This window comes from Vibrio atlanticus (genome assembly GCF_024347315.1).
GTDB lineage: Bacteria > Pseudomonadota > Gammaproteobacteria > Enterobacterales > Vibrionaceae > Vibrio > Vibrio atlanticus.
In genome coordinates, this window is record NZ_AP025460.1 from 1556018 (window position 1) to 1569914 (window position 13897).

Sequence of the window (13897 nt, forward strand, 5' to 3'; positions counted from 1 at the left end):
GTGATGAACACTAAACAGATAAAAGTGCCTGCGACCTATATGCGAGGCGGGACGAGCAAAGGCGTTTTCTTCAACCTAAGTGATTTACCTGAATCAGCTCAAGTTGCTGGAGAGTCGAGAGATAAGTTGTTGTTGAGAGTAATTGGCAGTCCAGATCCTTATGGTAAACAAACCGATGGCATGGGTGGCGCAACATCCAGTACCAGTAAAACTGTTATTGTTTCGAAAAGCAGTAAAGCCGATCACGATGTTGATTACCTATTCGGCCAAGTAGCAATAGACAAGCCGTTCGTTGATTGGAGCGGTAACTGCGGCAATCTGTCTGCTGCAGTGGGCCCATTTGCAATTCATAGTGGACTGGTCGATTCGAATCGTATTCCAGAAAACGGTGTGGTCGAGGTGCGAGTATGGCAAGTGAACATAGAGAAAACCATTATTGTTCATGTACCTATCGCTGATGGGGAAGTCCAAGAGTTAGGTGACTTTGAGCTCGATGGTGTCACTTTCCCCGCTGCTGAGATCCAAGTCGATTTCCTAGATCCAGCCGATGCGAGTGGTTCTATGTTTCCAACAGGGAATGTTGTCGATTTTTTAGATGTTCCCGATCTGGGTTGCATCAAAGCGACATACATTAATGCTGGGATACCCACCATTTTTGTTGATGCTGAATCGGTTGGTTACCAAGGCACTGAACTTCAATCAGATATCAATAGTGATACCAAAGCCTTGGCTCTGTTTGAATCCATACGAGCACATGGTGCAGTAGCGATGGGTCTTATTGATTCTTTAGAACAAGCTGAATCACGTCAACATACACCTAAAGTCGCGTTTGTTGCTAATCCTCAAGCGTACCAAGCCTCCAGTGGTAAATCGGTATTAGCTGACGATACCGACCTTCTGGTGCGAGCTTTGTCTATGGGGCAACTGCATCACGCCATGATGGGCACAGCTGCGGTCGCCATTGCTTCAGCGGCGAGTGTTCCGGGTACGTTAGTGAACTTGGCAGCCTGTGAGGGTTCCCGTGACTTTGTGACCTTTGGTCATCCATCAGGAACCTTAAAGGTGGGAGCTAAAGCTATTCAGACGGAAAGCGGTTGGAAAATTGAAAGGGCGATCATGAGTCGTAGTGCCCGAGTGATCATGGAAGGTGCCATCCGTGTGCCTTTTCCTAAGTAAAGCGATTCTCGTGAATGGTTAAATGTTCACGAACACAACGCTGAGAAAAGAGTGCACCCAAGTGAACGGCCACAAGCTAGGCACTTGGACTAATGGATAAATCATGGAGGAGGCACTATGTCTGCTACGAATCGAATGAACAGAAAAACAGACTATATCACCGAGTACCAATGGGCTAGGGAAGACCCCAATTCGTTCTGGGAAACACAAGCACAAGCGATCGATTGGTTTGAACCACCAAAAACGATATTACAAACTGACGATAACGGTATTGAACGTTGGTTTCCTGATGGGGTGATGAACACCTGCTGGTTGGCGTTGGATTATCATTGCGAAAATGGTCGTGGTGATAAAGTGGCACTGATTTACGACTCTCCAGTTACAGGAAATCAATCCTCATACACTTACAACCAATTGCGTGATCAAGTGGCTAAAGTCGCAGGTATGTTAGCCACGCAAGGCGTAACCAAAGGCGATCGTGTGGTGATCTACATGCCAATGATTCCTGAAGCGGCGATGGCAATGTTGGCCTGTGCACGACTAGGCGCGGTGCATTCGGTGGTGTTTGGTGGTTTTGCTCCTCATGAGCTTGCTGTTCGAATTGAAGATGCCGAGCCCAAGGTGTTGATTGCTGCCTCCTGCGGTGTCGAGATAAACAAAGTCTTGCCATATAAGCCGATGGTCGATCGCGCAATCATGGACAGCCGCTGGAAGCCTGAGAAAGTGGTAGTATTCCAAAGAGAGCAGTCTCTAGCCGAGTTGAACAATGAACGCGATGTACTTTGGCAGCAAGCGGTTAACGATGCATTGCCACACATTTGTGTTCCTGTCTTGGCAACCGATCCGTTGTATATCCTTTACACATCAGGCACTACGGGTAAGCCAAAAGGTGTTGTGCGTGACAACGGTGGTCATGCGGTTGCGATGAAATACTCAATGAGTACTATCTACGATATGCCGCAAGATGGTGTATTTTGGGCGGCTTCTGATGTCGGCTGGGTTGTGGGGCACTCCTACATTGTTTACGCGCCACTGATTCACGGCTGCACTACGATTCTGTTTGAAGGTAAGCCAGTACGAACGCCAGATCCCGGTGCATTCTGGCGTGTGTGTGAAGAGTACAACGTCGATGTATTGTTTTCTGCGCCAACAGCGTTTAGGGCAATCAAGAAAGAAGATCCCGAAGGCGAGTTGCTCACCAAGTATGACTTATCATCGCTCAAGTCGATTTTCATGGCGGGAGAGCGCTTAGACCCGCCAACATTGGATTGGGTTGAATCTCATACCAATAAGCCGGTTATCGATCATTGGTGGCAAACCGAAACGGGTTGGGCTATTTCTGCCAATCCAACAGGGCTGGAGTCTTTGCCCGTGAAAGCCGGCTCTTCAACGAAGCCCGTACCGGGTTACCAAGTGGAGATCCTCAATGAACTAGGCGAAGTAGCTCTGCCTAATCAACAAGGATTTGTGGCTCTTAAACGCCCATTGCCACCAGGTTGCTTACCAACGGTTTGGCGCAATCATGATCGGTTTGAATCCGGCTATTTGAGTCAGTTCCCGGGCTATTATGTTTCTGGGGACGGTGGCTATCTCGATGACGATGGGTATCTATTTATCATGGGTCGTATTGATGATGTGATTAATGTCGCAGGACATCGTTTGTCTACTGGTGAAATGGAAGAGATCGTTGGAGGTCACCCTGCGATTGCTGAATGTGCTGTTGTTGGTATTCACGATGATTTGAAGGGGCAATTGCCGCTGGGTTTAGTTGTGCTAAAAGATGGTGTGAAAGTAGATAGCATTGAACTGCAAGCTGAGCTAGTGGGTAAGGTTCGTAACGAGATTGGTGCTGTAGCCTGTTTTAAGCAAGCCTTGGTGGTTGAGAGGTTGCCTAAGACGCGTTCAGGTAAGATCTTGCGTAGAACTATCCGACAGATAGCCGAAGGTGAGCAATATGTGGTGCCTTCTACTATTGATGATCCAACAAGCTTAACGGAAATTGCAGAAAAGCTCGGCAAATAGACGTCGTAGTTTAGGTAATCTGGTCTTCGGCTTGTTGATTTATGCATAACCCAGCGTGATGGTTTACCTAAACTCTACTTTATTCATCCGCTTACCCATTGCGCTTAATATGACCTCATTATGAACCCCACATATTGAGGTCTTTTTATGCGAGCTTATTTTTTGTTGATTGCTTTATTGGTCAGTGGTGCTGCTAGTGCCAGTATTTCAAAGGATGAAGCGAGCAGAGCGTTGTTAGAACCCTTGAGTCACCCCAAGGTATTTAGATGCGTATCTAAGACTGGTGTCGATTTGTATCAAGCGGTTTTTGATATTGGTGTCGGGTATGAAGCAGATCCTATTAACTCGAAGATGATTGTTAATTCAAGGAAAGGGCGCTATGAATACCAAATCTTGGGCGCGGTAAGATCTGAAAGAGCCGGTGAAATTGTCGTGTTGACCCGTCATGTTGGTGATGGTGTGAAAGTCGCAGCGATGATTAATGATGAAAATGGTAAAATACTGGGAATAGGTGATAAAAATCATTATCGAGATTGTGGCGTAAGACCACCTCCAAGTGCTGCGGATATGCAGAACTTTTGGTCTAAAGACTAAACCTGAACGGCAATCATTCTTGAGGCGACCTTGTTGGTCGCCTTTTTTGTGTCTGATGAATTAGGTACACCAATGCGATACGTCATCAATCGGTTATGTGTTAACTGCGAAATACATAGCTAAGTATGATGTATCGTCTAAAGGTGGCTTTATTTATCTGGTTAACGGTTCTGCTTAAGATAGCTTCATTCCAAACGAAGAACTAAGCGAGACACTCATGACATTCACTAAACCTTTATTGCTAGCAACATTAATTGTGACTCTTTCTGGTTGTGCATCACCAGCGACAGACAACGAAAATGAAAACGCTGCGCGTAATCGCGGTGCGATAGGTGGTGCATTGCTAGGTGCTACGGCTGGTGCATTGACTGGAGATGCAAGTTTGGCCGTTAAGGGAGCAGCTCTGGGGGGCGTGACTGGCGGTGTTGCTGGTTCGATGAAAGATACTGACGACGCTCGAAATGCTCAAAGAACCCAAGTTACAGCTGATGGTTTGGCACAGGATAACCGCACTGATGCAGAAAAGCGTGTCGCTGAAGTAGAAGCGGAAATTAAGCTTATTGAACTGGAACAACAACTTGCTGATCTCAAAGAAGAGAAAGAAGATAACGGTGCATAAATCTGAAGCTACAGCAAAAGCCATAGCTTCGATATTCGTTTAATTCAAAATAATTCAAACAGAATGCCCACGTAATGTGGTCGTTTTTGTATCTAAAATACACACTTCAAACAATGAATTAATTCAATAACTTGTATAGATACTCACGCCAAGTAAACTAGACTCAGTTTAGATATTAATTTGGTTTGAGAAGCGCAATAGTCATGAATGTCACCTTAAGGGCCGCAAAGCACGCGGATTTGGAACAACTTAACGAGTTAATGTTCGATCTCCACCATCACCACCACCTTGCAAGCCCAGAGCACTTTAAAACGGCAGAAGAGATTGAGCAGGAAAAAAGCATTGCACGTTACTTAGATGATCCTGAATGCTTAGTCTACGTGGCATTAAAAGGTGAGCTCATTGTTGGCTTTATCTCCGGACATTTTTGTGAGCTTATCTCAACGGTGAGTAAACCGGTGCCGATGGGGAGTGTCGATGAACTGTTTGTCTTACCTGATTATCGAAAAGAATCAATTGCTGAAAAGTTGTTTAACAAAGTTGAAAGTACTTTTGATGATTATGGCGTTGAACAAGTCTTTGTAGAGGTTTGGGACTTTAATTCACCTGCCAAGGACTTCTATCAAAAAATGGGGTTCACACCTCACATTCAATGGATGAGGAAGGCTTTGCACAAAACGTAGACAGCGATTTTGTGTGGCTTTGATTACAATAGACTCGTGTATTAGCAGTCTTAAATTTCTTCTATTATTTTTTAGGTAAACTCGTTGGTTATTAGATATTTTTTCGTTTTCATACTGTCTCTTTTGAGTACTACTTCCGCTTGGGCTAACAACACTTTGCCCGATCATATCGCGGGCGCTTTGTGTGTAGTACGTGCTGATAACCAAATCGTGTTGGTTGATGAATTGATCACGGGGCAATTGTCTCTACCGGGAGGCACTGTGGTTTCTGGTGAGCCGCCTGCCATCGCAGCGCAACGAGAAACTTGGGAAGAGGCGGGCTTGTCCGTGACGGTCGGTGATGTGTTGGGATATACCGACAGTGCCGTTGTATATGATTGTGTCTCTGACTCTGAAGTGATCAGTTTTCAAACTCGAAATGAGCTAGGTGGTTTTGAACTACCTATATGGTTTGCTCCTCATTATGGCGTGGAAGTTAGTAGAGCGATGTTACTTCCTCCCATTGAGTTGGAAGCAAAGCAATATCGTTACCCAGAGCAGTGGTCAGAGATTAATGAGTTGTTTTTATCTGCGACAGATCAACCTGTGACGTATGTGACTGAGCTGGTGGGCGCGGCACCCCAAATCCATCAAGTTGAACTAAATTGGATTGTGTCGCTTCAAAACGCGTTCGATAACATGCCAAGCTTGTTTGCGAATACTGTACTTTTAACTGACTCGTTAGCGAAGCCATGGGTTTTCATTGTAATATTGCCACTAATTGCTTGGTACTTTGGCCGTAACTTCGCGTTGAAGTTTGGCTTCACTTTGATTTCAGTAACACTGCTCACTTTAATCGCACATCAAGGGTTTAGCTTTCCACGTCCGCACGCTTACTTACCAACATTGAAACTGGTGATGAGCAGTGGGTATAGCTTCCCAAGTCTACTGGCTGCCTTATGGGTCAGTTTAACCTTGTTAGTTTTTTGGGAACTAAAGCGCCTCTTGGAGCAAAAAGCTATTCTGATAGTGCTCGCTGGTTTGCTATGGATCATGTTATTTAAGTCTTATTCAGGTAGTGCATTCTTTAGTGATGTATTAATGGGTGGCGTATTAGGCGCATTAACGACGTGGCACATCGTGAGATTGGACGCGAAACCTGATGTTGATATTAGTGCTTTATTGAGTTCTAAAGGTATTTGGTGGGCATTGTGCTTACTGTCGATTGTTCTCACTGTTATATGGCCATTGCCGACATTCTCTTTCTGGGTAGCAATTTTGATGACGATTGCATGCTTAGTAACGTTAACGGATTCGAAGCCTTTGGTCGGCCAGTTCTCGTTCAAGATTGTATTTGGAGTGATGGCGATGTTGTTAGCGGGGAATCTGCTGATTAGCTGGGCAGGAAGTTTTGTCTCATTCAGTGGCATCGCTTCATTTATTGTTGAGACCTTACGTTTCCCAATCTTGATTCTATTTGGTGTCGTGGCGTTTCGTCTGCCATGGAAAAGAGAGTAGGCGAACCGACGAACATAAAATCAAAAAAAGGCTGTGCAGTGCACAGCCTTTGTCATTTGTGAAACAAGCAAAAAGTAATTCTCACTCGAGCCTATTGACCGTTTACGAGTTGAAGATAAACTTTTCAATCGCGACGGCGACTCCGTGGTCGTCGTTGCTCGCTGTGATGTGATCCGCCAGTTTCTTGGTTTCTTCCATTGCGTTTTCCATTGCAATGCCAAGGCCAGCGTATTCAAGCATATGATGATCGTTTTCAGCGTCACCCATGCAGATTACTTCTTCCGCTGTAATCCCCAAATGTTTAGCGATTGCTTCAATACCTACACCCTTGTTTGAATTTGGGTTTAAGAACTCTAAGAAGAATGGTGCACTTTGCACGATAGTAAACTGAGTCTTAAGCTCTTGTGGCAACTTGCCGATGATTTCGGTTAGCTTGCTTGGTTCTGCGACAATCATTGTTTTGATAATTTCATGGTCGTCTTCTAGTTGAGAAAAGTCGAACTCGGTAATCTCTAAGCCGTTAATACGCGCTTCAATAGCGGTGTACTCATTGTTTTCAGGTGTTATTAAGCCATGAACCTTGCTGAAGGCATGCACATAACCACCTAGCTCTTGTGCTAATGCAGCAATCTGTTTCGCGGCTTTACCATTGCTAATCTCGCTGTGAATGATCTCTTTTGTAGATACATTCTGAACCATAGAGCCGTTGTAGAAGAGTACAAAGTCATCTTCGCCGTTGATGGAAAGCTCGTCTAGCTTACTCTGCATGCCTTCTAAAGGGCGACCAGAAGCCAGAACCACTTTCACACCTGCAGCGCGAGCTTTAACTATCGCGTCTTTGTTCTCTTGAGAAATCACTTTTTCACTGTTAAGTAGTGTGCCATCCATATCAAGAGCAATCAGTTTGTACATGTTGTTCCTTACCAAAAAATTAAAAGCTAACAAAATCTAATGGGCGAAAGGATAAGGGAACTTGAAAGCTCAGGCTAGGGCTTTGATCAACTCATTTATCAGTACTCATTTGTTTGACCAAAAGGGGCAAGTGCTTTAAGGTCTGCGGTTGATTAATTTCATCAAATGATTGAGCTGAGGGTAAGTTGTACAAGATTAATGAAATGTTTGAAACCATCCAGGGCGAGGGCGTATTTACCGGCGTTCCTGCTGTGTTTGTTCGTCTACAAATTTGCCCAGTAGGCTGTTCTTGGTGTGACACCAAACAGACGTGGGAAGCACTACCTGAAGATGAAACTAGCCTTGGCGATATTATGGTTAAGACAGAAGATTCACCGACTTGGTCAGCAATTGATGCTCAAGGAATCGTGAATGAATACATCAAGCAAGGTTACACAGCTAAGCACATTGTGATTACCGGTGGCGAGCCGTGCATTTATGATCTTGTCCCTCTCACTGAAGCATTTGAGCAACACGGTTGTCGCTGTCAGATTGAGACCAGCGGAACATCGGAAGTAAAAGCGACATCGGACACTTGGATTACGGTGTCACCGAAGGTGGCGATGAAAGCGAAACTGGAAATTTTAGATAGCGCCTTACAACGTGCTAACGAAATTAAGCATCCAGTAGGCACAAGCAAAGACATCGAACAGCTTGACGGTTTATTGGAGCGAGCTGCGGTTGCTAGCGACACTGTTATCGCTCTGCAACCAATCAGCCAAAAAGACCGCGCTACTCAGCTTTGTATTGATACCTGCATTGAGCGTAATTGGCGCTTATCAATACAAACTCACAAATATTTGAGCATCGCATAGGTTGCATTTGTTTACTGGCCTAGATAAGTCGCTAGTAGAAGATTCTCGTAAGGATTTAAGATGAAAAAAGCAGTGGTAGTATTCAGTGGTGGTCAAGACTCAACAACGTGTCTTGTTCAAGCTTTAAAAGAGTATGATGAAGTTCATGCGATTACGTTTGACTATGGCCAGCGCCATAGACTCGAGATTGAAGTGGCTGAGTCGTTGTCAAAAGATCTTGGTGTGAAAGCACACAAAGTGATGGATGTGACTCTGTTGAATGAACTGGCTATCAGCTCTCTGACTCGCGACGATATCCCTGTGTCTCATGAGCTACAAGAGAATGGACTACCAAACTCTTTTGTTCCTGGTCGTAATATTCTGTTCTTAACTTTGGCGGGTATTTACGCTTACCAAATCGGTGCAAATACCGTAATCACGGGCGTGTGTGAAACTGATTTCTCAGGCTACCCTGATTGTCGTAATGACTTTGTGAAAGCGATGAACTCTGCGCTTGTACAAGGTATGGACAAGCCGCTTGATATTAAAACACCGTTAATGTGGTTAAACAAGGCTGAGACATGGGCGTTAGCAGACCAGTACTCAGCACTTGAGCTTGTTAGAAACAAAACACTGACTTGTTACAACGGCATTGTTGGTGATGGTTGTGGCGATTGCCCTGCGTGTGAACTACGCAAAATAGGCCTTAGCGATTACCTAGGTGATCGCCAAGGTATTATGGCTGAATTGGTTCGCAAGCAGGGTCAGAATAAATAACCTCATGAGTCAATAGGCTCGTTATAAGCATCAATGATGCAGTTTCGGCCGTTGCTCTTTGCTTGATACAGCGCCTGGTCAAGCACTGAATACAAGTCATCAAAGTCACTTAATGCGTTTGAGGTTGCTAGATAAGCAAAACTCGCGGTTACATTAAGTGGCTTTTTGCTTTCTGATAAGAAAACTGCACTCGAAATAGCATAATGTAACTCCTCTACACGCTCTTGTACTTCAGCTGGTTTTGTATCAGTAAGCATAATCAGAAATTCTTCGCCGCCTAAGCGCCCGAACAGCTCACCTTTAATTAAATGTTGTCTTATTTGCTGACTTATATGAACGAGTGCTCTATCACCAGTAGGGTGGCCATATTGGTCATTAATTTTCTTGAATTTATCTAGATCGAGTAAAACGAGAACATGTTGTTTTTCTGTTCCTTTACAGGCTTTGATACGCTTGACTCTTCGTATTATCTCGGTGCGACTATACGCCTTTGTCATGGCATCGATTGCTGCTTTCGCACGAATGGCTTTGTTTGTGAAGATCATAAAGCTAGCCGCACACAGTAATAGAATAACAATGATGTTATACACCATCCTTTGATGTTCCATCTTTTCGATTTGAAGTCGGTCTAAATTTGCTTGATGTCTCAGGAAAGAACTCTCTAGTTCTTTTTCGTACCTAGCATGAGCTAGATCTAGTGCTTCAAAAGCCAACCTGTTATCTATATCTCGGGTTTCGAACTGTATTAAGGAGTATCGCTGATAGAAATAGAAAGCTTGTTGGTAATCGCTGAGTGTCTGATGAATATCAGATAGTTGAAGTAGTGCTTGAGCTGTGTACTTATGTCTTGTGACTTGTTCGGATAGCTCCAAAGCTTGTTGTGCATAATTGAGCGCTTCCGTTTTAAGTTTTTGGTCTTCGAACATATCGCTGATTGCTAAGAAAGCGTTGATTCGAATGACATCGTTGTTTAGCTTGCTTGAAGCCGACAGAGACTCTACTAAGTAGTCTCTCGCCAAATCATAGTTCTTCGTCTGCGTGTATGCCTTTCCTAAACCAAGAGTTGTTAGCGCAATGCCGTAGCTATGAGATGACGTAGTCAACAGTGCTTTTGCTTTTTGAAAGTGATTAATTGCTAGGTCACTTTGTCCTTGATTAAGGTAAAGATCTGCAAGGCTATGATGAACTTGTGCTTTCATCAAATCAGAAGCATCCGATCTCAGAGCGAGTGCTTCTATGAGGTACTCAGCCGATTTATCATATTGCTTTAACTCTTTGAGCAAATTACCCACATCGTTATAGATCCCCGAAATATCATGTCCTTGTGGGAACACGCTTATCAGTGATAGGTAAGTATCTAGCGCGGCTTGATAGTCGCTGCGGAAATGGTGATTGTTAGCGATCACTCGATAAGTGCCAAATTTTGGTAATACAGGGTCAGCAATGTCATGCAAATCCGACTGAAGTGCAGAACAATAATAGTTCGCTTGATGATATTTAGCTTGCTCATTGAGAGAACGACATAATTGGTATTTTAATAATGCTCTACCTGTAACATCGTTGATTGATTGCATTTTTACTAATATGGACAAAAAGCCTTGCTGAGCTTCTTTGTACTGACCTTGTCCATCATTTACTAAGGCATTAATAAACGCTTGTTCTATTGCTTGGTAGTCACTGTCGTTTGAAGCGATTCCATAAAACGGTTGATCGCGCTGGCTCATGTATTGATATAGCAGTGCCGATAGGTAGAGCTTATCCCCGTAGGTTGTTGAACTCGTGTAGCGTGTTTGCAGCATGTTCAATGCGCGCGAAGGGGAATGAGTTAGAGTTGAGAGATAGAGTGCGTTCCAATCAGCATTTGGAGTTGTGTGGGGATCTATTACCGAGGTGCTAATTGTTGGAGAAGATTCATGATCCGCTGTTGATGCTTGGCTAAAGGAATAAAGGTTGATGAAAAGCAGAAAGGCAATGAAAATGGAGTGAATCACGAGATAATATCAATCAGATAAAGAACGGTATTCTATTGTTAGTTTGATATTGCTTCAATTTTTTTGACGAGTTAATGGTTTTTTATGTGAGGTAAATCTCTAATTCTCAATGGCTTATCATAGGTAACCGGTCGTACGCTATTGTACGACCGATCTTGGAAGCTAGATGTATAATTTCGCTAGATCAGAAGGCTCAAGTTCTTTGCCTTCCAATGTTGCATTCCAGTTAGTACCAACAAGAACACCATCTTCAGCTAGGGTCAGTAACCAATCTTCTACAAAGATATCTAGTGGGATTTCTAATACTTCGAAGTCTGCCCACTCTTCAACGTTGTGAGTCTGAGCGTCCTCTTTTGAAGACCAGAACGGCATCACTTCACTGTTTTCGAATTCACTTGAGTCACATGCTAGCCAACCTTCTTCGTTGCGAAGGCCCCATACCAGTTTAGTTTCTTGTGTTTCAGAAACGAAAAGTTCTAGATTTGCTTGAGTATCAGCGGTTAGTTTGCTCATGAATAATTTCTCTATGTTGATAACAAGACAAGATTAACATTATACAAGGGGTAGGTATATGGCGATCAAGGAATTATAAGGATACTGAAACGCTTACCAAACGTTTCAGTATGGTTTGGGTGTGGTAGAATCTATTTGCCGATTTTAGTAAATATATGCCACTCTTCTTTGATGTTGCCTTTAAATCCGACAACAGAGGCTACGACTTTTCTGTTCAATGCATGATTAGTTTCAGTGTCATTATCACGGAAGCCTGCATCTCCGTACCCTACGGTATAGACTCTTGATGGCGGGATACCATTGCTGATGAGCGCACGTCTTACATTGACCGCACGTTCTTCTGAGAGCTTGAGATTGTATTCGGCATTACCTACTTTACTAGCATAACCTTGCAATTGAATACTTGTGTTCTCGTAACGCTTTAGAAACGCAGCCATTTGACGAATTTGGCTCAGAAACACAGGTTTAATTTCTGCTGAGTCATTGGCAAATAAAATATGAAGATCTTTTTCTTCGCTAGACTCTAGATACGAGCCACAGCCATCATTATCTATTTCAGCGCCTATTTGTGTGTCTATACATAAATCGCGAGCGTTGATAACACCATCATTATCATCATCTTCGAGATCATAACTTTGTGTGGTGCTAGGAAGACCACGATAAGTGAATTCATCATTTGTTTCAGCCATGATGTTGGCAGAAGCAACCACGAAGCATAGTGGGAGTATAGTTTTGAGAAGCTTCATTAATATTCTACCTTTTCGTTCCATTCTTGTGGAGTCTCTACACGTAACCCTGTTAATAGGTTACCTGTTGCATTCATGACTCTATATTTTGCGTACTGTACATCGTACTTAGCGTCTAAAAATCCCTTACGTGCTTCGAAGAGTTCATTTTCAGTGTTAAGTAGATCGAGAAGGGTACGCTTACCAATTCGGTATTGTTTTTCATAAGAGATAACGGTGTCAGAAGCTGAATCTACGTGATCCGACAAGAAATCTTTCTGCTGAACGGTTAAGTCAAGAGCGCTCCATGAAAGGCGTAAGCTTTCTTCTACATTACGGTAAGTACTCTCACGTAGGTCTTTTGCTTTGTTGAGTTGATAAGCGGCACTTTCGGCACGGTCTTGATCGGCTCCACCGTTATAGAGATTGTACTTTAAGCGAAGCATCGCAGAAAATTCATCGCTGTTGCCTTTCGTACCACCTGCATCATCACGCCACCTTTGAGCTGCTTCAAAAGAAACAGTTGGGTAGTTGGTACTCTTCGACTGTTTGTACTGGAACTTCGCTGAATCTACATCAGCCTGTGCAATTTTGATAACCGGGTGTTGGTTAAAGGCTTTTGCCAAAGCACCGTCGATCGTATAAGGAATAGAGCCTGCATCAGCACGTGGGTATACCAAGCCTAGTGGGGCTTGGCCAACAAGGCGTTTGAATTGAGTATGGGCATCAAATAAATTATTTTGAGCTGCCAGCAAATTACCGTGCGCTTTTGCAATACGAGCTTCTACCTGAGACATGTCTGCCGTAGATCCAATGCCTGAATCAACTCGTTTCTTGATATCTATATAGATATTTTTGTGCGTCGCCAGATTGTTTTCAGAAAGTGTAAGCACTTCATAAGCTTTAACTGAATCAAGATAGACTTTGGTTACTTGCAGTGCAATATCTTGAGCGCTAGATAGCAATTGATAACGGACAGACTCTGCATCAGCAGCGGTACGATCAATGTCGTTAGAAGTATTCGCGCCATCCCAAATGAGTTGTGTCAACGTAATTGCTGCTTCTTTACGCGTTAGATCTGTTGAGCTCGAATTCGTCGCCAAATCCGTATATTCGTAACCAATGCCACCGTCTAAATCTATACTCGGGCGGTAAGCTCCACCTGAAGCATCGTTAAGGTAACGTTGACTAATGTACTGGTTATATGCCGCTTTGATTTCAGGGTTACTTTCTAAAGTAAACGCGACGGCTTGCTCTAAGGTTTGCGCGCTAGCCGGTAAACTGAGTGCAATAGCCAACCCTAATGTAGTCTTTTTAATCCAGTTCAATTTCAATCTCCCAAAAATGGAGTATCACCTAAGTTTGTCGCTTTTAAGCTTGAATATATCAAATTTAGATGAACCGCCAAAAAAACAACGAATGCCCGATGAGCATTCGTAAATGGTTGTAAAGTTGTTAACCGATCGCCGTACAATTTAAGTCGATTTTGAGTACTTAAATTTGATTTGAGTGTTTGGGTTATCTTTCCCTAAGACAATAACTTATATGCAAGTTT

Annotated in this window: 13 protein-coding genes; 8 read left to right on the forward strand and 5 right to left on the reverse strand. The window is 43.5% G+C overall.

What is annotated here, in order from left to right:
* Nucleotides 1-3: 3 nt before the first annotated feature.
* The 6 genes from prpF to OCV30_RS06950 all read left to right on the forward strand — a co-directional run bounded on the left by prpF (nt 4) and on the right by OCV30_RS06950 (nt 6591).
* A complete protein-coding gene (gene prpF, locus OCV30_RS06925; protein ID WP_065679850.1) occupies nt 4-1176 on the forward strand; it encodes a 2-methylaconitate cis-trans isomerase PrpF in 1173 nt (390 codons plus the stop codon).
* A gap of 117 nt (nt 1177-1293) precedes the next feature.
* The gene (locus tag OCV30_RS06930) at nt 1294-3198 is read left to right on the forward strand and encodes a propionyl-CoA synthetase (RefSeq protein ID WP_065679849.1); all 1905 of its coding nucleotides are present in this window, start codon (nt 1294-1296) and stop codon (nt 3196-3198) included.
* Between the two features lie 147 nt (nt 3199-3345).
* Complete coding sequence (locus OCV30_RS06935; protein ID WP_065679848.1) at nt 3346-3792, forward strand: hypothetical protein; 447 nt, start codon at nt 3346-3348, stop codon at nt 3790-3792.
* A gap of 217 nt (nt 3793-4009) precedes the next feature.
* Entirely contained in the window at nt 4010-4411 is a 402-nt protein-coding gene (locus OCV30_RS06940) for a glycine zipper domain-containing protein (RefSeq protein ID WP_065679847.1), read from the forward strand.
* A 203-nt stretch (nt 4412-4614) separates the two neighbouring features.
* Complete coding sequence (locus OCV30_RS06945; protein WP_009846623.1) at nt 4615-5094, forward strand: GNAT family N-acetyltransferase; 480 nt, start codon at nt 4615-4617, stop codon at nt 5092-5094.
* An 84-nt stretch (nt 5095-5178) separates the two neighbouring features.
* On the forward strand, nt 5179-6591 hold the full coding sequence (locus OCV30_RS06950) for a bifunctional NUDIX hydrolase/phosphatase PAP2 family protein (RefSeq protein WP_065679846.1): 1413 nt from the start codon (nt 5179-5181) through the stop codon (nt 6589-6591).
* A 102-nt stretch (nt 6592-6693) separates the two neighbouring features.
* Here OCV30_RS06950 and OCV30_RS06955 read toward each other — a convergent pair whose 3' ends face one another.
* Complete coding sequence (locus OCV30_RS06955) at nt 6694-7503, reverse strand: Cof-type HAD-IIB family hydrolase (RefSeq protein ID WP_065679845.1); 810 nt, start codon at nt 7501-7503, stop codon at nt 6694-6696.
* Between the two features lie 185 nt (nt 7504-7688).
* On the opposite strand from OCV30_RS06955, the gene queE reads away from it, so the two are divergent.
* On the forward strand, nt 7689-8357 hold the full coding sequence (gene queE, locus OCV30_RS06960) for a 7-carboxy-7-deazaguanine synthase QueE (RefSeq protein ID WP_306345588.1): 669 nt from the start codon (nt 7689-7691) through the stop codon (nt 8355-8357).
* 60 nt (nt 8358-8417) lie between these two features.
* Nucleotides 8418-9113, forward strand: coding sequence for a 7-cyano-7-deazaguanine synthase QueC (gene queC / locus OCV30_RS06965; RefSeq protein WP_065679843.1), 696 nt, complete (start codon nt 8418-8420; stop codon nt 9111-9113).
* 2 nt (nt 9114-9115) lie between these two features.
* Here the strand turns inward: queC and OCV30_RS06970 are convergent, their stop codons facing one another.
* The 4 genes from OCV30_RS06970 to OCV30_RS06985 form a co-directional block, all read right to left on the reverse strand.
* Entirely contained in the window at nt 9116-11104 is a 1989-nt protein-coding gene (locus OCV30_RS06970; RefSeq protein WP_065679842.1) for a tetratricopeptide repeat-containing diguanylate cyclase, read from the reverse strand.
* A gap of 162 nt (nt 11105-11266) precedes the next feature.
* Nucleotides 11267-11617 (reverse strand): DUF2750 domain-containing protein, encoded by a 351-nt coding sequence (locus tag OCV30_RS06975; RefSeq protein WP_017062305.1) that lies wholly within the window; start codon nt 11615-11617, stop codon nt 11267-11269.
* Nucleotides 11618-11748: 131 nt separating this feature from the next.
* A complete protein-coding gene (locus OCV30_RS06980) occupies nt 11749-12363 on the reverse strand; it encodes an OmpA family protein (RefSeq protein ID WP_065679841.1) in 615 nt (204 codons plus the stop codon).
* A complete protein-coding gene (locus tag OCV30_RS06985) occupies nt 12363-13670 on the reverse strand; it encodes a TolC family outer membrane protein (protein WP_065679840.1) in 1308 nt (435 codons plus the stop codon). The genes OCV30_RS06980 and OCV30_RS06985 overlap by 1 nt, the downstream gene beginning before the upstream one ends.
* Between the last annotated feature and the right edge of the window lie 227 nt (nt 13671-13897).

Excerpts from the sequence above, each read along its gene's own strand:
- prpF (WP_065679850.1), top strand. The coding sequence starts at position 4 with ATGAACACTAAACAGATAAAAGTGCCTGCGACCTATATGCGAGGCGGG.
- OCV30_RS06980 (WP_065679841.1), bottom strand. The coding sequence starts at position 12,363 with ATGAAGCTTCTCAAAACTATACTCCCACTATGCTTCGTGGTTGCTTCT.
- OCV30_RS06975 (WP_017062305.1), bottom strand. The coding sequence starts at position 11,617 with ATGAGCAAACTAACCGCTGATACTCAAGCAAATCTAGAACTTTTCGTT.
- OCV30_RS06945 (WP_009846623.1), top strand. The coding sequence starts at position 4,615 with ATGAATGTCACCTTAAGGGCCGCAAAGCACGCGGATTTGGAACAACTT.
- OCV30_RS06935 (WP_065679848.1), top strand. The coding sequence starts at position 3,346 with ATGCGAGCTTATTTTTTGTTGATTGCTTTATTGGTCAGTGGTGCTGCT.
- queC (WP_065679843.1), top strand. The coding sequence starts at position 8,418 with ATGAAAAAAGCAGTGGTAGTATTCAGTGGTGGTCAAGACTCAACAACG.
- OCV30_RS06940 (WP_065679847.1), top strand. The coding sequence starts at position 4,010 with ATGACATTCACTAAACCTTTATTGCTAGCAACATTAATTGTGACTCTT.
- OCV30_RS06930 (WP_065679849.1), top strand. The coding sequence starts at position 1,294 with ATGTCTGCTACGAATCGAATGAACAGAAAAACAGACTATATCACCGAG.
- OCV30_RS06955 (WP_065679845.1), bottom strand. The coding sequence starts at position 7,503 with ATGTACAAACTGATTGCTCTTGATATGGATGGCACACTACTTAACAGT.